Annotated in this window: 13 protein-coding genes; 4 read left to right on the top strand and 9 right to left on the bottom strand. The window is 43.0% G+C overall.

Going from position 1 to position 22,112, the window contains the following annotated elements:
• The 9 genes from AX660_RS08635 to AX660_RS08595 all read right to left on the bottom strand — a co-directional run.
• A partial coding sequence (locus AX660_RS08635) for a sulfatase family protein (protein ID WP_068376968.1) occupies positions 1-1,320 on the bottom strand: 1,320 nt, incomplete at its 3' end.
• Between the two features lie 51 nt (positions 1,321-1,371).
• The gene (locus AX660_RS08630; protein WP_068375624.1) at positions 1,372-2,817 is read right to left on the bottom strand and encodes a sulfatase; all 1,446 of its coding nucleotides are present in this window, start codon (positions 2,815-2,817) and stop codon (positions 1,372-1,374) included.
• On the bottom strand, positions 2,817-3,773 hold the full coding sequence (locus tag AX660_RS08625; protein WP_235594696.1) for a sugar kinase: 957 nt from the start codon (positions 3,771-3,773) through the stop codon (positions 2,817-2,819). Before AX660_RS08625 ends, AX660_RS08630 begins: the two co-directional genes overlap by 1 nt.
• Before the next feature lie 9 nt (positions 3,774-3,782).
• A complete protein-coding gene (locus AX660_RS08620; protein WP_068375621.1) occupies positions 3,783-4,862 on the bottom strand; it encodes a glycoside hydrolase family 117 protein in 1,080 nt (359 codons plus the stop codon).
• 30 nt (positions 4,863-4,892) lie between these two features.
• Entirely contained in the window at positions 4,893-6,464 is a 1,572-nt protein-coding gene (locus AX660_RS08615; RefSeq protein ID WP_068375619.1) for an MFS transporter, read from the bottom strand.
• Positions 6,465-6,600: 136 nt separating this feature from the next.
• On the bottom strand, positions 6,601-7,245 hold the full coding sequence (locus AX660_RS08610; RefSeq protein WP_068375616.1) for a putative glycoside hydrolase: 645 nt from the start codon (positions 7,243-7,245) through the stop codon (positions 6,601-6,603).
• A 13-nt stretch (positions 7,246-7,258) separates the two neighbouring features.
• On the bottom strand, positions 7,259-7,966 hold the full coding sequence (locus tag AX660_RS08605) for a SapC family protein (protein WP_068375614.1): 708 nt from the start codon (positions 7,964-7,966) through the stop codon (positions 7,259-7,261).
• A gap of 287 nt (positions 7,967-8,253) precedes the next feature.
• On the bottom strand, positions 8,254-10,401 hold the full coding sequence (locus AX660_RS08600) for a hypothetical protein (RefSeq protein ID WP_068375612.1): 2,148 nt from the start codon (positions 10,399-10,401) through the stop codon (positions 8,254-8,256).
• Positions 10,402-10,461: 60 nt separating this feature from the next.
• Complete coding sequence (locus tag AX660_RS08595) at positions 10,462-14,124, bottom strand: TonB-dependent receptor (RefSeq protein WP_068375609.1); 3,663 nt, start codon at positions 14,122-14,124, stop codon at positions 10,462-10,464.
• 450 nt (positions 14,125-14,574) lie between these two features.
• Here AX660_RS08595 and AX660_RS08590 point away from each other — a divergent pair, with 450 nt between their 5' ends.
• The 4 genes from AX660_RS08590 to AX660_RS08575 all read left to right on the top strand — a co-directional run.
• On the top strand, positions 14,575-16,890 hold the full coding sequence (locus AX660_RS08590) for an agarase (RefSeq protein ID WP_068375608.1): 2,316 nt from the start codon (positions 14,575-14,577) through the stop codon (positions 16,888-16,890).
• A 106-nt stretch (positions 16,891-16,996) separates the two neighbouring features.
• On the top strand, positions 16,997-17,611 hold the full coding sequence (locus AX660_RS08585) for a GntR family transcriptional regulator (RefSeq protein ID WP_068375606.1): 615 nt from the start codon (positions 16,997-16,999) through the stop codon (positions 17,609-17,611).
• A gap of 232 nt (positions 17,612-17,843) precedes the next feature.
• The gene (locus AX660_RS08580) at positions 17,844-20,258 is read left to right on the top strand and encodes an agarase (protein ID WP_068375604.1); all 2,415 of its coding nucleotides are present in this window, start codon (positions 17,844-17,846) and stop codon (positions 20,256-20,258) included.
• A gap of 23 nt (positions 20,259-20,281) precedes the next feature.
• The coding region (locus tag AX660_RS08575) for an alkaline phosphatase D family protein (RefSeq protein WP_068375602.1) at positions 20,282-22,112 on the top strand (1,831 nt) is incomplete at its 3' end.

The following is a 22,112-nucleotide window of genomic DNA, read 5'->3' as shown; positions in this document are numbered from 1 at the left end:
GTTGGCTTCATAGGGATCGGCTTGCATGTCAAAAAAGCTTTTACCGACTCCGGGCAGTGTTTGATTTAAGTACTTATATTCTGGTGTGCGCACTGCCCAAATATGATCGGCTTCTTCTAAACGCCAAAACAAGGCCGCATGGGGCGAACTGGTGTTTTGCTTAGTCACATAAGGTCGTAAATCCACTCCATCCAATTTAGCTTGTGATACATCAGCTCCGGCTATACCTAAGGCAGTGGCGGCTATATCCAATGACGAAACTAAACCATCCATTTCTCCAGCCTTACCAAAACCTTTAGGCCAATGGGCAATAAAGGGCACATGCACCCCACCCTCAGTCAAACTGACTTTGCCTCGTCTAAAGGGTAGATTACTGGCCCAAGTGGAGTTAGGCATCCAATATTCTGGATACACTCCGCCATTGTCTGACAAGAAAAAAATCAGGGTATTATCAAACTTATTACTTTGTTTAAGTGCGTCTACCACTCGCCCAATGCCTTGATCCATCGAGTCAATCATGGCGGCATAGGTACGGCGATTAAGATCCTTGATATGGCTGTATTTAGCTAAGTCTTCTGAGGTTGCTTCCAAGGGTTGATGTGGCGCGTTATAAGCCAAATACAGCATAAAAGGATCATTGGTTTCAGTCACAAATTTGGCGGCATCACGACTCAAAGCCGTGGTTAAATATTCTTCTAACTGGGCGGGTTTACCATTACGCGACAGCGGGATATCGTATTCATCACTACTGACTTTCACTGAATCAGGAAAATAACCATGACCACCACCCAAAAACCCATAAAAGTAATCAAAACCTCGGTTATTAGGGTGAAAATTTGGATGTGAACCCATGTGCCACTTTCCGACAATGGCCGTTTTATAACCTACTTCTTGCAGACGTTTGGCAAAGGTTTTTTCTTCAACTGGTAAGCCCATATAAGGATCGTCAGGCGAGTGAGCTGAGTTCATTTCACTACCAAAACGTGCCTGATGGCGACCGGTTAATAATCCAGAGCGCGAAGGTCCACAATAAGGATGGCTAACATAACCATTAGTAAAAATAACTCCATTATTTGCCAAGGCATCGATATTGGGCGTCGAAATGTCTTTAGAGCCAGTATACCCCAAATCACCATAACCCAAGTCATCGGCAAAAATGACCAGGATATTCGGCCGCTCGTTGGCGTGAGCCTTAGTGGTGACATTAGACTTGGCGTTACCAGTGGTATTCGAATCAGCGAATTGGCAGCCTGCTAACAACATAATAACGAGGCTAGTTAAAGCCACTAACGGCCTAAGGTGAACTTGTTTTTCCATCATGATTTTCTCAATGCAATTGCTTAATTAAGGGCAAAATTTATGATTTACCGACTATTCGGTCTTAGTCGGCTGAGGCTGCCTAAATTTATCCATGCGTTGCATGGCGGCTCCCTCGTATTGACGTTGCAATTGCCACAAGGGCCGCTCTAATGTGAGCTCCCACTGAAACAATTTTTGATATAAGTGCTTTACAATCTCAGGATGTTTGGCGGCAAGATTTTGGCTTTCACCACCGTCATTGCTCAGGTTATACAATTCAGCCGGACGGTCAGGGAAACGCAATAACTTCCAATCACCATCGCGGATTGCCCCACGGTTTTCTTTTTTCCAATATAAGGTCTCGTGGGGACGCTTGCTGTTTTCACTATTTATATCAGCACTTAAGCGATTATCGCCCTTTATAAAAGGTAACAAGCTCACACCATCGAGGTCTGTTAAGTCTGCAACTTTGCCACCTGCCGCATCCACAAAAGTCGGCAATAAATCGAGTAAACTTACGGGCTGTTTAAACTGCTTATTGGCACTAATGTTATGGGGCCAACGTATTAACATGGGCACTCTAATGCCCCCTTCTAAGTGATTCGCTTTAGTGCCACTGAGGGGATAATTATTGGAATGGTTGTCGTCTGAGGGACCACCATTGTCATTGGTAAATACCACTAGGGTATTGTCAGCTTTGCCACTGTTGTCCAAGCTTTTTAAGACCCGTGCAATAGCTTCATCCATCGCCAGTGTCATGGCGGCAAGCTGCTGGCGTTTGCCCTTCAGGTGGGGAAACTTCGCAAGATCTTCTGGTTTGGCTTCCATAGGAGAATGCACAGCATTAAACGACAATACGGCAAAAAATGGCTGTTGGCCTTTATGCTCAATAAAACGGATGGTTTCGTCAGCCAATAAGTCAGTAAGATATTTTGTTTCTTTTTCATACTGGCCAAAGCCCCGCTCTAATCTATCTTGCGGATGTACACTGGCTTGCTGAGCGCTTAATTCGTAATAACTACGCGCACCACCACGAAAGCCAAAAAACTCGTCAAATCCCCGTTTAGTGGGATGAAAACGGTCGGCATCACCTTGATGCCACTTGCCAAATAAAGCGGTGCGATAACCGAGGTTTTTTAGATAATTGGCCACTGTCACTTGATCTAGCGGCAGACCCATGTTGTCGCCCGTTAAACCAGACTCACTCATATAACCCGGTACGTTATTTTCTTCATAGCCAAAACGTTGTTGGTATTTACCCGTATACAAACCTGCTCGCGAAGGCCCGCATGTCGCAGCACTAACGTAGGCTTGTTGAAAACGTAGGCTCTGCTGTGCAAGTTTATCCAAATTTGGCGTGAGCATTTCAGGACTACCTTGAAAACCAAAATCAGCGTAACCGGCGTCATCACTTAATATCAGTAAAATATTAGGCTGGCTGGCAGTTGCATGTGCAGCAACAAATAAACAAGCGCTGAGTAGAGTAAATGCACCTAGTCGCAGTATTGATAAGTGCATTAACCCATCTCCTTGGCTAAAAAGGCATTAAAGATCGAGGTTTCAACAATCGCACCAGGATGCTGTACTACAAATCGGGCAACACTATCGGCTTGTTTTATTGCTTGCGCTACACTGTGATTAGCTAATCTTGTGGCGAGATAAGTGCCAGCAAAAGAATCTCCGGCGGCTGTGCTATCAACTTGCACGGGGGCTGGATTAAACGCTTGGTGATGGACTTGGCCGTAAGGTTCAAAAGCAAGCACCCCATCTAAACCACATTTAACGATCAATTCTTTGTTGCCCAAAGACTGCATATAATCAGCCACATCCTGCGCACTGTTATGGCCAAATAGCGCCTGATGCTCGTCTAAGCCCGGTAGGATCACATCACTTAAGACATAGGCCTTAGTTAACCACGTCACCGTATGGGCTTTACTGCTCCACATACGTGCACGGTAATTGGGATCAAAGGCAACTTGACTGCCTTGGGTTTTAAAATATTGAATGAGATTTAGCAAACTCTGTTTGTCATCGTCAGACAAAATACCCAAACTTAAACCACTAAAAAACACCATAGTGGGTGCATGTAGCTCGTGATTTATCCAGTATTCATTTACGAGTTGAATAACTTGAGTTGCCGCCGAATCTTTACGCCAATAGTAAAAAGAACGCTCCCCTTTATCATCAACATCAATGGCATAAATGCCTAGATTGGCGGTTTTAGATCTCAGTAGCAATTCGGTATTAAGGAATTCTTGTTGACAAAATTCCACAAAGCCCTGGCTATAAGGGTCCTTGCCAATTCCACTTAAAAAGCTCACTTCTAACTCAGGATTAACACGTTTGGCGTAGATCGCAGCGTTTAAGGTATCACCAGCAAAACCTGAATTTAATCGGCCAGCTGAGCTTTTACCATCTGCACCTTGGCGCAACTCCAGCATGCCTTCTCCAATGCACAATAAAGATCTTTTCACGGCTTCTCTCTAATGTTTATTCTGGAAGGTACCAGCGTCTAAAATTTGCTTGCGCGGTACAAACTTGCAAATAAAATTCCAGTTCCAGCTGGCATCGTATTTATGGGTTAAACCCCAGGTTATACCCGGTGGTGGTAAGGTGTTCTCTTTAAACTCGCGAAATAAACCAACGGCTTCTGGAGCCCCTTTTACATGGGCTTTGATGGCAAAGTTAATGCCGTCTGGCGCAAACTGAATGGTGTTTTTTTCTGGACCATCGGTAGTGATTAACGACGCCACACCACCTTGATAATTCCATACCACCACTTCATGACCACTGTTAGAGATAGGGTTGTATTCAGACTTGGTATAAGGACCCAACACATTATCGGCAATAGCGACACCGTGTTTGATTTCACGGCCGCCCATGTTCATGCCCTCGCCCATAGTTTCACCCTTGTAATAAAGGTAAAACTTGTTATTAAAAAATAACAAACAAGGATCGTGCACTTTATGGCTATCAAAACTGCCTTTGGCACTGACATGAAAACGATTATCTTCGTCGCCTAACCACTTTCCGTCCTGTGAGGGACTTAAGATGGGCGCTGTACTTTTATGCCAAGGGCCATCTGGCGAATCAGCCCACGCAATAGCGATATGTTCATATTGACGATTGGTATAAGGAAACTTCACGGTTTGGTAAACCAAATAGTATTTATCCTCATGTACCAAGATTTCTGGGGTAAATACCGCTCTATCATCAAACTCGCCGGCTTTGCCACGTTGAATGGCGGGACCTTGTTCTTGCCAAGTAAGGGTATCCGTTGAGGTGGCGTGCCATACCTCAGTCAAATCCCAAGGAAAGACTTTATCGTTAACATTGCTTGAGCCAAAACCGACGGTTTCACCATGGCCTTTGGTATACCAGCAGTGATAAACACCATCGACCAGTATTACCGAAGTAGGATCACGACGAATAATGCCTTCTTCAAAGGCAAAATCGCCTTTTAGTTCCATGACATCAAACTCTGTTAACCACTCTGGTCCTTGTTGATCATAACCACGCTCAATGGCACGTTGGGTCGCTAGACTTATCTTGTTTGTTGACATAATTCTTACCTTTATTTGTCGCGACGGGCCTTAAGCCGCACCCTTGTTGAACATTAATTCAATTTCTTCGATGGTTTTATTTTTGGTTTCCGGCATGATTTTGTACATCAAGATATAACCAATTAAACCGCTGATGGCATAGAACAAGAATATTTGTGATGCGCCTAAATTGGTTAATAACCAAGGGAAAAACTGCTGCACAAAATAACTGACCATGCTTGAAATAAACGCAAAGGTAGGGATAGCAATACCACGTACGTGAGTAGGGAAAATTTCCGAGAACAATACCCACAATACGGGGCCTATGGTCATATGGAAGGCCATAATAAAGCTGATGATCCCAACCATAATAATTGCTACAGGTATAGTACCGGCACTTTGTAAGATATCACCTTCAAATTGTCTGAATGTACCCTCACCTAATACCTGAATAACGGCCGCTTTAAATTCAAAGTCACTTTGAAAAACCTGACCAATTAAGGCATCTAGCCCCTGAATTTGGTGTTGGCTTGATAGCTGCGCCACAAATTCTGCGGACAAACTGTAAGTCGCTTGTGAAAAGCCGTAATAACAAATAAACAAGCTGATAGTAACCCAAGCCAATCCCCATACAGCTAAGGGGCGACGACCGACTTTATCAATTAAAAGTATGCCTAATACAGTAAAGATCATGCCGGTAAAACCAACGATTACGGCATTGAGGAAAGCCGCATCTGTACCCACGCCTAGCTGTTCAAATACGGTTGGCGCGTAAAACAAGATGGCATTAATACCGGTGACTTGTTGCACGACACCAAAGACAAAGGCAATGATCACCGCCATGCGCACTCGTTTTTCGAAGAGATATTTAAAAGAACGAGAAAATGAAGCATTTTCATCAATACCCACCAAGCTTTCTTGAATCTGTATTAGCTCTTCATCAACTTTGGGGCCTTTACCAAAGGCATGCAATACCTCTTTGGCTTCGTCAACATGGCCACGCAGTACCAACCAACGGGGGCTTTTAGGAATAGTAAACAACAAACTAAACCATATAATCGCAGGCAAAATTTCGATGGCCAACATCCAGCGCCAAGTATGAGTCGTCAAACCCAGATCAATAACCCACTGGGTTGTGCTTTGCGACAACTGCAACATGCCATAATTGATAAAGTACGCTGCTGAAAAGCCTACTACTATGCTAATTTGCACCATAGCCACTAAGCGCCCACGTAGCGCTGGAGGTGCAATTTCACCTATGTACATGGCTGCTACTGACAGGGAGGTAAAAGCTAAGCCACCAATAAAACGCGCGATAACTAAGGTTTCATAATTAGGAGCGAATGTTGAAGCAATAGCGGAAAAAATATAAACAAAGGAGATCCCAATTAAGGTTTTTTTACGACCTATTCGATTACATATATAACCAGTGAACATTAAGGCAAACAACACCGCTAAACCCGGTGCGCTGACCATAGTGCCAATTTGCATATCACTTAAAGAAAATTCGGCAGATACAAACTTGATGGTGCCGGATATGAGCGCAGCATCCAGTCCCAAGATAAAAGCACCAAAAGAAACAACAATGGCGCAGTAATAAACGCTGTGAAATTTTTGAACCATTACATATTACTCTGTTAACAAACGCTGTGAGACATACTAACGTAACAACGAAAAATTGTTAACAATTAAATGACAACAACATAAAATATTTACTAGTTAAATATTAATACGCCTAATTTGCAGGATAAATCTCGCTTTAATTTGGACATTGAACCTTATCGGCAGGATAAGCCGTTAAACGCACATCACCTAATTCTATGGTCATTCGACCTGATGTTTGTAACATGAATATTGTGGTGATTTTTTCATAATCCAATTTACCGTTATCAAAACAACTGAGCGGTATGGGCACAGTGATCCACTTTCCTTCTGGCAAACGGTTTAGTACTTGCTTTAAGGCGAATTCACTACGGGTTTTCCAATCCCAATTACTTTCGATACTTAAGGTAACCAGCTCTTTAGGACCTTTAATCACTTTAATATCAAAGGCAAGTGCCGCGTCCATTTTAACGCTCGATAAATTAATAGCACCTTGAGTATTAATAATGTTCATGGTCATCACATTAAGATCATTACTGCCCCATTCGGTTTTAATACCCTTGGGTTTCCAGGTTAAGGCAACCACATCGTTGTCACTGTTCCGTTTAGCCGGCTCAATGATTAAACTGCCTCTAGCCGTTTCACCACTATTGCCCTCTAACTTTACCTGACCAAATTGTAAACTCAGCTCCCATGGACCAACGCTGCGGCCTTGTATCAAATAATTACTGATAGGATCTAAATACTGGGCTTGCGTAACACCACTTGATAAAACAAAAGCTAAAAAAATTAACGTTTTCATGAACTGTCTCACTCTATTTTTGTGACCAATTAATTAATTTTTGCAGATGTAAAGTAGAGCTCAGAATGAGATGACTCACCTGCAATACACCAGATTGGTGGGCTTTTTCGAGCTCCTTGCCACTAAGCTTAGTTAATGCCTCTTTGTTAAAGCCATATAAGCCGTTTAAGACCACACTCTTTTGGCCAGGAATATCAATATTTAAGGTAACAGGCTCGATTAACTTAAGCTGGTTTGCTTGTTCTAATATTGAGCGAGTTTGTTCAGTACCTGCCATTAATTCAGCAAAGATTTTTTGCACTTTTTTTAAGTATTCAGTGGCTTCGCCTTGTTTATCAAATAAAGCCTCACCTGTTTTTTTATTGACTTGTTCACTTGCTACATCAAGGCCTATACGTCCCTCTCGTACCTTATTGGCATCAGGAATATAGGCTTGAAATGGCCGCCTTAGAATATCTAAGGGTAAATAAGTGGCTTGCCATTTATTGTCCTGCAAATACAAATTTTCAGCGGTATTGAAACCCAATATTGCGGCTAATTGAAATTGCTCTGTGGAAGGACTTTTGCTTATAAAAATAGCATACTCATGGACTAAAGTGCTTAACTCACCCACTGTCACTAAGGCGGTATTGACACGATTATGCGCCGTATCTACTAATTCAGTTTTAATACGTAGATTACGATGTTGCTCATTATTTAATAATTCAAAAGATGGCGTCATGATGTTCTCTATATTGCTTTAATGGATTAAATGGGACACATACCAACAAGTAATAATCAGCCCAAACTACTTAATATTCTTCTGATGATGGCCGTATGCTGAGCAACAACTAAACAGGCTACTCTCTCAATTAGCACAGATTCAAATACCACAGAATTTATTATCGAATTGATAGGACACACTGTTATACAAATTTAACATTTTGTCAACAATTTACAATAAACCGATGTACGATGAATACAAAAAAGCCCCGCACATTGGCGGGGCTTTTGAACTATCTTTGTAGATTAAGGAATAGCAATTAATCGCACGTTATCGATATAGTATTGAGCATCAGCACGGGATAACAGAATATTCAGGGTCATGGTCTCTTGCGACCAATTCACCTCTGCACTGCGTCCAAACTCTTCAGTAATGATAATATCCGCTGCTGAATCGTTTGCCCCCCACGTAATTCCATTACCATTGGCGGCAATGGATTCCATACCATTTGATAAACCGACATAATAAGCCACTTGGGTATTAGCGCCTGCGGCATACAAGGTATCATGGTTAATCAATTGTGCATTAAGTGCCACAGCATAACGCCCACCGGCTTTGATAGCACCGGCCTTAATGGGCAAACTAATGGTCACACCATCTACTGCACCTGTGGTATCAACGTACAGTTTATGGGCGCCTGCAACTTCACGAACTTCGGCAATCCCTGCACTGACAGCAACGGTTTGAGCGTTTTCAAACAAACCAAAGTCGTCTACCAACATATCGTGCACAGCGGTATCAAAATGACCAAATTTAACCATATTCAAATCATCGATATCGTGTTTGCCACCTGAGTAACTATCGTCGTACTTAAGTAAGCCGAAGTTAACCGCTAAGTTCTCATAACCATCCCAGTTACCAAAATCATTGGTATTAATAAGCTGTACATGTTCCATCCACTTATTTAACGACTGGTCAAAATAACGACTACCCATCCAAAAACGATTATCTAAGCCAGTGTCGCCTACGTTGGCGAAAAGAGGCACATAAGGATTACCAGCGGCACCATTAGAGGCTTCGTTGCGTAACCAATAAGACATCGCATACTTTTGGTTATTTTCTAAGGCTGGAATAATATTATGAATTTCGAAATGGCAGAAGCTACCTTGCATTAGCATGCCGTAGTCGCCAGTACGTGCAGATTCAGTGCGAATTGCTTTACCTGGACATGCCCATCCTGCCCAACCCCAGACAAAACCTGCAGGGTTAGTTGTTTGATCTAATGGACCCACATTAGCAGTATTTTCAAAACCAGCACTAAAACCCGATTTTGCCACTAGGTTAGTTTGCTCACCATTAATGGTCACCACTAAACTACGTTCACCATCGGAGGTATTACCTTGATCATCAGATACTTTAAACAGGAACTGCAGTTCTTTTTTGCCCCCCGCTTTAACTTCGTTAAAATACGCATGAGGATCAACCGACAGCATATTGCCATCAAGCTCTACGCCATAAGGTAATGCAGTTTGACCATCTACACTTAGCTCTGAAATCATTACCGCATCGCCTTCACGGTCTTGGGTTTCAGTAGTAAGATCATAAACCTGTACGGTGTCAGTCTCGTTGGCACTTTCTTCTAAAAAGTAGTTTAAGATCAGCGGTGCACCTGGAATATCTTGCACTCCTAATACATTCACCGTCAGTTTACGGCTTTCTTCAAAACGGTGATCCGCAATCTTATAAGTGAAATCAAAGGTCACTTTTTGACCATCTGGAATTTGTGATTCCACTGCAGCAATATCCAGTTCTAACATATTGCCATTAACCGTGAATGGTAATGTGAAAGGATTAGCCGCATCCGCTACCACATCTGTAGTCGTGAGTACTTCTCCATCTGCGTCAGTGACTTTTCTTAACAAGTCGACACTAACGGCTCCCGCGTCACGAGTAAAGTTACTCACTAAATCACCTTCAACTACAGGCGCAAAATCTTCACCGGTAACGATAAAGGTGGCCTGACGAGCAACCGTATTGCTACCATCACTGATGTTAAAGGTTAAGGTAATAGTGTGGGTTTCGTCTGTATCGAGCATTGGCGCAATAGCAGATGGGCGAATGCCAACTTTGTTACCGTTCATTTCAACACCAACATTACCAATGGCTTCTGCTTTTGGCCCAGCCACAGTAATTTGCACATCTTTAACACTTAAGTAACTACCATCGGCATCTGTTACCGAACCGCTACCAACATCATCACCTGTAGGCGTACCGAGTAAATTAATAAAAGCCAAGGCGTCCTTTTCAGTAAAGGACTTGGTGATGTCGCCACCATGAGTTGGAGCACTATTATTGGTTTTTGCTGCTGGCGTATAGTCTTCTGAACCGCATCCAGACAATGCAAGTATCACTGAACTTGCTAATAACATTTTTGAACTATTAAAGGTTTTCATAATTTAACACCGTATATTTTGATTAGGGGCAAGCCATGGCTGCCCCCAACCTTTAAATTATTAGAAATTAACACGTACGCCCAAGCGGTAAGTGGTGCCCACTTTGTACTTATTGTAAGTACGATGTGTTGGGGCATCACCATCAAGGGGGTTACCTTCTTCAAGTGCTACAAAGTCGTAACCTGCCGCGTTATCTGCCGCCACTTTCACTACTTCTAATGTACGGCTAGTGAAATAAGTACGATAAGCTTCGTCGGTTAAATTAATCGCTTGGAAAGTCACGGAGATATCTTTACTCACTTGATAGGACGCAGATAAATCTAAGGTATTACGGCCTTCATTCCAGATAGAACCTTGGTTCCAACTACGACCATATTGACCATTTGCCCAATCTTTACCCACGAGTGAGTCAGTTGTTCCTCTAAAGCTCAAACGAACCTGATGGCCGTTCTTCTCCCAGAAACCAGTAAAGTTATAACTGTGCTTTGGCGTATCTGCTACTGGGTATGAAGGCAACAGAATATTAGGATTAATCGATGAATACTCAGACTCATACTCACTTTGTTGGTAGGTATAATTTGCTGAGACACCAAAACCACCTGTCCACTCAGGTAAATCAAACAACTCTGGTATGAAGTCATAAGTTTGCATATAACCCACTTCAAGACCTTCAATTTCAGCATTTTTGGCGTTAACCGTTTTGGTCACCGTCATATTTGCACAGCGATCGCTTGGATCGTCGCTAAAGGTAGTTGAATCTCCTGGTTGGTAGCCAAATTCGGTTGTTGCTCTAATTGGGTGACAGTCATCAAGATTGCCATCCTGGGCCAAAATCAGGTCATCACCATTTTCGGGTGCGTTTTCAGGATTTCTAACACTGTTAACAAAAGATAAGGTGGTTTCACGGTCGGTAAAGTTAGACATGTCTTTTTTGAAGTAAGCAAGACTTAACATACCGGTTTGACTGAAATACCATTCTAAGGACAGATCTAAATTGTTTGACTCAAGTGGTTCGAGTTGCGTGTTGTACATATCCACACGACCAACATTCGTATTACCACTGCCCCAATAACTGCCTTCGGTCACTTTATAACCAGGACGTAATAAGTCTATTTCCGGACGAGTCATGGTTTTAGATACGGCAAAACGACCAACAAACTCATCAGAAAATGCGTAGTTAAGATTTAAACTAGGCAATATATTTTCATAGGAATGTGTTTTAAACGCAGGAGTTGACGCTACTTCTCTATTAGTAGAATTAGCCCAACCGTAATTAGTAATTGCGCCAGAAGCAGCACCGTTCCAAGTGGGTAAATCATCCCAACCATAGGTACGGCTAGTTTGCACATCTGCGTAACGCCACATGCTCTGCCATAACAAGTTGTAGTTACCTAAAGTGGGGCTTGCCCCCTCACCTGCACGGTAACTGTTTAATGCATCTGCGTAATCCGCAAATCGTACATCATGGCAGGGCCCTGCATCAGGGATTTTTACCCAGCTTGATGGGTCAGGACCCGCACTGGTATCCCAACCTAAACCATCAACACGCTGATATTTCAATTCATAATCTTGTGCTACACCATCACTACCTAAGTTAAAGGTAGGACACTCGGGTAAGGATCGGTCAGCTAACTGAGAAAGTGTGTGGCGATCAATTTCACGTTGTAAATCAGAGCCGCTTTGTTCGAAATAACTCATGCCTGAATAACCGTAAGCTTCGACTTCGGTTTTCACGTAACGAACACCAATATCACCGGTTAACTTGCCATCCAAATATTCAAAATTAGTTTTAAAGTAAAGTGCTTTAGTATCTAAATTCGTTTCACGAGAGGCGGTGTTATCAACGTTACGTATTACATCCCCATCACCTAGTACCAGCTCTTTAGCCGCTTTTACGTCAATTGGTGTCCAACCAACGGTAGCGCCTTCACGGGCATAACCAAGTGACTCCATAAAGTCATTGTATTTAATGGGGTCGCCAGCGATTAAGTCACCACGAATGTCTGTTAAAGAACCACCAAGCTCAACCACTGTCTCGCCAGTAATAGGATCTCTAATAATTTCAGTTGCTTGTAATGACTGGAAGCTATAAGACTGATCGTCAACCACTTTATTTCGGGCAGACGTTTTGGCACCAAACTCGATAGAGGTAATACCAAATTTATCCACGTCATAGTCAAAATCAACTTGAACATTGGTAATAGTATCTTCAACGTTGCGCTCGTTTTCACCAATAAAACCTAAATGAAATGACGCAACGTCTTGGGGATTGAAGCCAGTCAAGGCAAGATTATCAGCACTACCTTGAACTCTAGCCCCCGTTACCGGATCAGTATAGGCGTACAAGTGCTCACCTAAATCAACCAATGAGTTACCGTACACCATCTTACAAGTGTCACCACTGCCAGTACAATCGACACCTACCGGCTGTACAGCTGCACCTGCATCCCATAATAACGAGCCCGGAACTTGATAAAAGTTTTCCATCACCGTATACGCATTAGGCAAGCTTTCTGACTTACTCGAAGAGTGGCCCACTTGCGCTTCTACGCGGAACGAATCAGTGAGTTCAGTTTTAAAATTTAAAGTTGCACTTAGGTTTTCTTCGTCTTGGCCACCATCTGCACGCACCATATTACCGTTACCGTAACGGTTAATACGTTTAGTCATGTCGTAGGTAGTGGTATCAACTTGCAGCCAATCAATAGGATCACTAAATGGATTAGGCGGTCTTACGAAACTAGTGGGTACTTGACCTTCAATCCAGTTCGGGTTATTCGAAAAGCTTTTAGTTTGAACCGCATCATAGGTTCTCACAGACTCTTGTTTGCTGTATGTGGCATCAAACATGATTTCAGTCACATCACCTAATAAGTACTGAAGACCCAATGATGCACCTTGGCGGTTACTTTCATTTTGGTGAAGCTCGTAACTTGTCACCGAAGGTTCGATTACTTTTACCCCAGAAATGACGTTGCCATTTTGATCAACTGCCTGCCCGTACTCTTGTGATGCCACAAAATTATTAGCGTTATATTGATCCTTACGATAAGCATTTGTTTCGTCATAAACCGTTAAAGCAACACCTAAGGTTTCATCTAAAAACTTTTCTGAAACAGCAAACTGAAGCTTACGGTTGGTTTTATCCGAGAAGTCGTTGTAACGACCTTGTAAGGTTAATGAACGAACACCTTCAGATTGATTTAAAGGACGCACGGTAACCAAGTTAACTGACGCACCTAATGAACCTTCATCGTGATCTGCGCTTGGAGTTTTAACCACTTCTAGTTTTGATAATATATCTGCAGAGAAAGAACTTAAGTCAACTGCTTGCGAAAAATCAGTGGATGTCAGGGCTTGACCGTTCAGGGTAATGCTGTTTTGGTTAGCGTCAGCTCCACGAACGGTGATCTGTGTACCTTCACCATCCGCACTGACAACAGTAACACCCGTCACTCGTCCTAAGGCATCAGCAATATTTTGGTCGGTTGATTTACCAATGTCTTCGGCATTGATAGTGTCCGTCACATTTTTTGAAAATCGTTTATCATTTAACGACTTAATTAGACTACCTCTAAGGCCAGTGACTTCAATGACTTCGAGATCGTCTTGTGCTTTTTTTGCTACCTCGTCATTGTCCTGTGCATAAGCATTAACGCCGGTGGTTGCTAGTACCGCCAAACATATTGTGCTGAGCTTAAAATTCCGCTTTGCATGTTTCATTTTATTGTCCCAAGTTCTAGTTTTTGAGTGTCATTACGCAAAAACTTAAGCAATCACTAATTAGATTGGTATTTTTGTGCAATTTGTACACACTTTAATCCCCTCACAATTAACTTGTCAACAAGATTTTGTTAACAATCTTCATTTAACTATCCATATATTGTTAACAATTGAAAAATAATGTGCCTCATGAGTCAGCGGTAAAAAGCTATCTACACTATAAGTAAGAGAGTTAGAATAGCGAGGCTAAACATTCTCTCGTTCAGCGCCATAAATATAGCTTATAGCGATTTATGTGGTTTAATCTATAAGTCTCAAAAGAGGTGTTTTTCATTGATCCTTAGTTAACTTGGTGAATTGTTGACAATTAATCATATACATTGTTGGCGAGTTGTTAAAATACTGATACAGTAACTGCGAAGAATAATTTAGTTAGCTAGGGTTAATCCAATGAAAAATGCACCAAGTTTAAGTTTGCTGATAATGTTGAGTGGTCTTTGTGCTTGCCAACCAGCAGAAAACGTACAATCTCCAGCTAAGCAATCTATTGCTCAAGCCAGTAATACCATCATGACCTTAGCGGCCTTAGATGGCAGCATGCCAAATAACATCAAATTGTCCAATGCTAAGGGTCAAATCACCGACCAAGGCTTAGAAATTGATTTCCAATCTAAACAACACCCCTATGCCTCTGTCACTTTAGTGCCTGATGAGCCTTATAACTGGAGTGAGTTTAGCGACTTTAACCTAGCCTTTGATATAGCTAATAAGGGCAAACACTCGGTGCAGTTAAATCTGGATGTCTCTGACATAGATGGCAATAACTACACGCGCAGTGTCAATGTGGCGGTGAGTGGCAAGCATACATATTACGGCAAAATGTCGGGCCATGATCTCGCCACACCTAAAGGTGACGAAAACATTGAGTTGAATTTTAACTCTGGGCTGCGCTCCAACCCAGCAACATGGGAAGGTGATGATATACAGTTTATTTCTATGTGGGGTAAAAAGAACCTCAACCTCAATGGCATAACCAAAATTTCCCTTAGCGTGCAAAACGTCTTACATGATAAATCCATCACATTAAGCAATATTCGCCTACGTAAAAACCAAGCTAAAAATCCTGAATTTTTAACCGCCATCGTTGATCAGTATGGGCAAAATGCCAAACTAGATTTTCCCACCAAAATACATTCCGATGAGCAATTGCAGTTAATTACCGCCAATGAACTTGCCACTTTTAAAGACACAACACGGCCTGATCGCAGTAAATTTAACGGCTGGAAACAAGGCCCTAAACTCAATGCCACAGGTTATTACCGCAGCGAAAAGGTTGATGGTAAATGGTGGTTGGTCGACCCTGAAGGCTATCTCTATTTTGCCACTGGTTTAGATATTATTCGTTTATCCAATTCCACTACTATAACGGGTTATGACTTTGACCAGTCCCATATCGCGCAAAAAGCAGCTAATGATCTGACCCCAGAAGATTCACAAGGTCTGAATAAAGTCAGTGATAAAGCGGTTACTACTCGATTTGTTTCGTCGGACTTACGTAAAAACATGTTTGCCTGGTTACCAAGCTATGAAGAGCCATTAGGTAAACACTTTGGTTATCGTCGTAGTGTGCATTCTGGCCCAGTGAAACATGGCGAAACTTTTAGCTTTTACTCGGCTAATTTAGAAAGAAAATACGGTGAACAATTTATGGATAAGTGGCGTAGTGTCACCATCCAGCGCATGCTTGAATGGGGCTTTACCTCATTTGGCAACTGGACAGATCCTTCCTTTTATCAAAATGGTCAAATGCCCTACTTTGCTAATGGCTGGATCACTGGCGATTATAAAACCGTCTCCAGCGGCAATGATTTTTGGGCGCCTATGCCAGATGTGTTTGATCCTGAATTTGCCGTCAGAGCCAATATGACAGCCAGCGTTATTGCTCAAGAAGTTAAAGACAGCCCTTGGTGTGTGGGTGTATTTATCGACAATGAAAAGAGCTTTGGTCGCCCAGACAGTACTACAGCCCATTATGGCATTGTTTTACACACTCTAAGACGAGATGGCGCTGAGGTACCTACCAAAGCCGAATTTACCCGCTTGATGCAGCAAAAATATGGCGACATCGCAGCGCTGAATAAAGTCTGGGATAAAGAGATTGCAGATTGGGCAAGCTTTAACCAAGGCATTAATTCGGACATCAATAACGAGCAACAAATTGCCGATTATGGCATTTTGTTAGGCGCCTATGCTGAGCAGTATTTCAAAACCGTACATGACGCAGTGGCCAAACATCTGCCTAACCATATGTACCTAGGTTCACGCTTCCCTGACTGGGGCATGCCCATTGAAGTGGTAAAAGCCGCAGCCAAATATGCTGATGTGGTGAGCTACAACTCTTACAAAGAAGGTCTGCGTCCTGACAAATGGGCTTTCTTAAAAGAACTGGATAAACCCAGTATTATCGGAGAATTTCATATGGGCGCGTCTGATTCAGGTTTGTTTCATCCAGGTCTAATCCACGCCGCTAATCAAGAAGATCGTGCGCAGATGTTTGCAGACTACATGCAATCTGTGATTGATAACCCCTACTTTGTTGGCGCCCATTGGTTTCAATACATGGACTCCCCCATCACCGGCCGAGCCTATGACGGCGAAAACTACAACGTAGGTTTTGTTAATGTCACAGATACACCTTACCCAGAAATGGTAGAGGCAGCCAAAGACGTCAACAGCAAAATTTATCAAGCGCGCTTTGAACAATAAGTGCCATTCGGCGAAGACAGGCTCATAAATCATTTATGAGCCTGCTCTGAGTAATTTACTCACACGTAATTTTTAGAGTCAGCCCTTTAGTTAATAAGGATAAACAATGACCGGCCCACGACCTAGCATCATTCTGTCAGTCAAAGATCAAATTGCCGAGCAATTACGCACCGATATTATTTCCGGTGATTTAGCCCCTAATACCAAGCTCAATGAAAAAGAGCTGGCTGAACGTTTTGGTTTATCGCGCGGCCCTATTCGCGATGTCATCTTGCAATTAACCAAAGAAGGACTGCTCATTTCTAAAAGTAATGTTGGTGCGTCCGTTAACAGCATACTCGATCCCAACATGCAAAAACTGATGATTGAGTTACGCCGCAACATTGAAGTTTTTGCCGTAGAGCAACTTTTCAACAGCTTAGATGATAAGGATTTTGCTGAGTTGGACGCCATTTTAAAGGAATTGCAATATGCCTTTGAACGTAATGACTTTACCGAAGTAACCAAAATAGATATTTCATTTCACCGCCTTTTGATCTACAAAGCTGGTGGTGACGAGTTGGTCAATGTGTGGTATCCCTTTGTGATGCGCATGCGTTTAAATTACAAACGCATCACTTCAGGTATTGAGTGTGTTGATGAACACCGACACATACTGGAGGCCCTGCGTAAAGGTGATACAGTCACAGCCAGTGCAGCCATTACCTCTAATATTCGTTAATAAATCCAAGCTCTGGATAAGTTTTTAACACTGCCCATTACTGCGTTTAGCCCATTAAAACTTGAATGATATAGGTTAAACGCCTCTTTTTAAAACCTAAGCTCTAACTCAAAATATACTCAGCACAAAATCGGCAACAGCTTTTTAATCTAACTACCTCACACTCGCTTTGTTAACAATTTACTGTTTACATAATTTTGACAGTTGTTACAATTCCCTTTCAATATTATTAATGAATAACGTTTTTATGCCGACTTTGATTACAACACACCAACTAAACCGCTTGCTTATTTTATCCCTCAGTTTTGCCGTTATTGCCTGTGGCGGATCGGGTGGCTCTGCCACGCCACCAAGCACTCCACCGCCTGTTACCACACCCGTAACCGACACCACACCCAATAGTTTTAGTTTTAGTTTTAGTTCTATTGATCATGTGCCACTGGATACCCTTGTTAGCTCTGATGCTATTAGCATTAGCGGCATTAACGCGGCTACAGCCATTAGTATCAGTGGTGGAGAATTTAAAGTTAATGAGGGCGAGTTTACTGCAAGCTCCACTACCCTGAATAACAACGATAAAGTCACTGTAAGGATTACCAGCGCAGCAGATTACGCAACAAGCAGTGAGCTCAACGTAACTATTGGCGGTGTTGTTGGCAGTTTTAAAGTCACCACCGTGCCAGCGCCCCCGTTAGGTAAAGTGGTTGATGTGAATCTAGATATAAAACACAGCGTAGGTGGCATTGAGCGCTTTGACCGTGAAAAGTTTATTACTATCCACGCCAACCATACTGAAAATGATTGGTATGCCGTGGGTGAAAATGCCTCTGCTGATCTCATCACCGAATTTGCCGAAGGTTATGATGTTTATTTTGGTCGCGATGCGGGCGGTATTGGTTGGAATCTGAATAACTTGCCACAAGATCCTGCTAAAGCGGGGTTTGTTGATCCTGCCGCCACCACTGAGCGCGCTAACGGTGTGCGTTGGAATTACACCAACTTAACCACGCCACGCGCCATTACCCAGCGTAATCTTGAATACCGTAATAAAAACCTTATCGTAAGCGGTCAACAGCATCCCTACTGGCCCGATGGCCAACTCACTGGCAATTTAAGTGCTGCAAGTTGGGCCTTTTCACAAATTGATTCCGCTAACGAGCCTTTTGGTACTGCTACCGGCGATTACATGGCGCGTTATGTCTCTCAGTTTTTTAAACAAGGGGAGACCGACCCTTACGGTCAAACTAAACCCGCTTTTGTTGAAGTCATGAACGAGCCACTGTATGACTTATACGATGCAGCCACTAACCCAGTTGAACTGAGCCAAGTATTTGCCTTTCACAAAACCGTCGCTAATACCATTCGAAACCTCGAAATCAACGGAGAAAAACCCAACCAAAATCTTAAAGTAGGAGGCTATACCGCAGCCTTCCCTGATTTTGATACGGATAACTTTCAAGAATGGGAAGAACGCGACAAACTCTTTATCGATATGGCCGGTGCTGACATGGATTTTATCTCCTTGCATCTATACGACATGCCACGTTTTCGTAATACCGTGCAATTGCGCAAGGGCAGTAATATGGAAGCTACCTTTGATTTATTAGAGCACTATACCAATCTCAGTTTTGGTGCGCCTAAACCTTTTATTATCTCCGAATACGGCTCACAGGTGCATACCATGTTGAACTCCCCCTGGAGCCCAGAGCGTGACTGGTTATTTATTAATTCCATGAACGCCCAGTTAATGAACTTCTTAGAGCGGCCTAACTTAATAGAAATGACCATTCCTTTTATCGTGGTTAAAGCAGAGTGGGGGCGAATTTCTGACACTGTGCCCTACTCTCACCGCTTAATGCGCCAGCAAAAAGAAGCTGCTGGGGAAACGGGTGATTTATGGGTTTACACTGATCTAGTTAAGTTTTATCAACTGTGGGCCAATGTTAATGGCCAGCGCGCAGAATCAAAAGCCAATGATCTCGACCTACAAGTTGATGCCTACGTTGACGGCAATAAGGCCTACATCATTGTTAACAGCTTAGAAATGGAGGCCACTACTTTCTCCCTTAATACCTACGGGCTAACAGACAATGACATTAACCAACTCATCAAACGTGAGCTACGCCAAGAAAACGGAGTAGCGGTACTCGATGAACAAACACTAACAAGTATTCCTAACACTATGGAAATTGGCGCTGAAGCGACCATCATTTTTGAAATCACCTATCAAAACGCCATTGCTATGGCTCACAGCGCCACAGAAACCAAGTACTACGCCAGCACTTATAAACAAGCAATCGTGGCCGCCACAACTCACTCCTTTACTATTGCTGATGTGATCCTCACTGATGAAGGCGAAGCCGTATTACGTTTAGGCTTAGGACGGGATCACGGCTTAAGTTTGCTACCCACAGTCACCTTTAATGATGTGACCCTGTCTGTACCCGAAGATTTTCGTGGTTATGATCAATTTTATAATGGCAATGGTCGTGAAAACTTCTTTGGTGTCATCGAAATCCCTGTGCCATTAAGCGCACTACAGGCCACTAACACTATTAATGTTACTTTTGATGATGCAGGTGGTTTTATCTCATCCCTAAGCTTGCAAGTATTAAACAGCGATAAAGCCTTAAAAAGGGCTGAATAAATCATGAGTAAAGGACAATAAACATGCAAAGACGAGAGTTTTTAAAAGCCAGTGCCGCCATAGCTGCCACCTCAACCCTAAGCTCGTGTGCAACTAAAAGTGCCCACCAAGAAGACATTAACTTAACTGCAGTGATGGATTTGCCTAACAAGCAAAGCAGTCATTGGTTAGGCCAGGCTTTTTGGGGCAACCGCTTGCAAGACTGGCGATTGCATGACGGACGCTTGGAGTGTTTATGTGGAGAACAAGACTTTGAAGTGCGCACCGTCTCAGTGTTAACTCGTGCTTTATCTGCTCGCCCAAGCTCGGCGCAACTGCGTATGACAGTAGGTAATCTCACTCCAGATCAACAGGGTTTTTGCGGCTTTTTATTAGGTGCTGGCCACAGTCTTGATTATCGTGGGGCTGCTTTAGTACAACGTTATGCAGGCATGCATGGCGGCATCATGGCTAGGTTAGATAGTCAGGGGCTACTTAGCTTTAATGATTTTTCTGATCAAGGTAAACCATTGGGCTTTGCGCTATTAAAAGATTGCCAGACAGCTGATATTGGTGCCGTAGCTGGGCGTAACATCACACTGGATTGTTTACTAACACCTCAAACCAATGGCGACTATCATCTGCAATTAACGGCGAGTGATGCAGATAGCAAAGAAGTCTTAGGCCAAGCTCATTGCGCCAATGTTGATGCCTATGTACTGCGTGGTGGTATTTCTTTAATCTCTTCCCCGCCGGTAAAACAGGCCGGTGCACGTTGGTGGTTTACCGATATTCACACTGGCGGCAACAAAATCGAGCAGCATGATAGTCGTGGCCTAGGCGAAGTGATGGGTTGTATGTACAGCCTCAACCAAGATGTGTTGAAACTTAGCTGCCAATTTATGCCTATTGATTTAAGCCTCCATCAACAAGCCCAGTTGGAATACCAATATGCGGGTGAACAAGATTGGACAGCAGGCCCTATCGCCAGCATTGAAGACGGTTATGTTGCCTTATTCCGCGTTACAAACTGGGACTCATCCCGCTCGGCTAAATACCGCATCCGTTTTGCTGAGCGCCAGCAAACGCTGTTTAGTGGTGAAATAGTTAAGGATCATGGTTCGGCCCAAGAGCTCAAAATCGCCTTATATTCTTGCATTATTCCCACCGCCAAAAGCCTAGATAGAGACTATTACACTAAATTGGTGCCGCAAGAACGTTTGTTAGGCCGTTATACCACCGACAATATCTTGTTCCCTCACAATACCTTGGTTGAAAATTGTGACAGTCATCAACCTGATCTTTATGTATTTGCCGGTGATCAATATTACGAAACCTACCCCACCCGGCATGGCAACCATACAAAAGACGCCAAATTAGACACCCTATATCGCTGGTACCTATGGTATTGGACTTTCCGTGATTCCATCCGTAAGCGCCCCACTATCGTACTAGCCGATGATCACGATGTATTACAAGGCAATTTGTGGGGCAATAAAGGTAAGGATCCCGGCACTCACAAAGAAGAAGATGGTGGTTTTGTATGGGATAAAAGCCTGATACGCATGGTCTATCGCATGCAACATGGCCATAATCCCGATGCCTACGATCCAACTCCCATCGAACACGGCATTCCGGTTACCTATGGCGCCTTTATTTACGGTGGGGTTAACTTTGCGATGGTTGAAGATCGCAAGTTTAAGTCACCGCCCAATCCTAAAATAAACCTGTTAAAAACCACCGGCGAATTGCTCGGTAAACGCCAAGAGCAATTTTTAGCCCAGTGGAAAAATACTGCGCCTGGTTTGCCCAAAATATGTTTAACCGCGTCGATATGGGGCTCGCCGCAAACCAAGGGTGTGAATATCCCGCTAC

This window comes from Paraglaciecola hydrolytica, from assembly GCF_001565895.1.
In the GTDB taxonomy this organism is placed as follows: Bacteria; Pseudomonadota; Gammaproteobacteria; order Enterobacterales; family Alteromonadaceae; genus Paraglaciecola; species Paraglaciecola hydrolytica.
This window is presented reverse-complemented; position numbering and strand designations above follow the sequence as displayed.

What these genes read in the sequence shown, in the direction of transcription:
- AX660_RS08630 (WP_068375624.1), bottom strand. Translation starts at nt 2,817, where the DNA reads ATGCACTTATCAATACTGCGACTAGGTGCATTTACTCTACTCAGCGCT.
- AX660_RS08620 (WP_068375621.1), bottom strand. Translation starts at nt 4,862, where the DNA reads ATGTCAACAAACAAGATAAGTCTAGCGACCCAACGTGCCATTGAGCGT.
- AX660_RS08615 (WP_068375619.1), bottom strand. Translation starts at nt 6,464, where the DNA reads ATGGTTCAAAAATTTCACAGCGTTTATTACTGCGCCATTGTTGTTTCT.
- AX660_RS08610 (WP_068375616.1), bottom strand. Translation starts at nt 7,245, where the DNA reads ATGAAAACGTTAATTTTTTTAGCTTTTGTTTTATCAAGTGGTGTTACG.
- AX660_RS08605 (WP_068375614.1), bottom strand. Translation starts at nt 7,966, where the DNA reads ATGACGCCATCTTTTGAATTATTAAATAATGAGCAACATCGTAATCTA.
- AX660_RS08600 (WP_068375612.1), bottom strand. Translation starts at nt 10,401, where the DNA reads ATGAAAACCTTTAATAGTTCAAAAATGTTATTAGCAAGTTCAGTGATA.
- AX660_RS08595 (WP_068375609.1), bottom strand. Translation starts at nt 14,124, where the DNA reads ATGAAACATGCAAAGCGGAATTTTAAGCTCAGCACAATATGTTTGGCG.
- AX660_RS08590 (WP_068375608.1), top strand. Translation starts at nt 14,575, where the DNA reads ATGAAAAATGCACCAAGTTTAAGTTTGCTGATAATGTTGAGTGGTCTT.
- AX660_RS08585 (WP_068375606.1), top strand. Translation starts at nt 16,997, where the DNA reads ATGACCGGCCCACGACCTAGCATCATTCTGTCAGTCAAAGATCAAATT.
- AX660_RS08580 (WP_068375604.1), top strand. Translation starts at nt 17,844, where the DNA reads ATGAATAACGTTTTTATGCCGACTTTGATTACAACACACCAACTAAAC.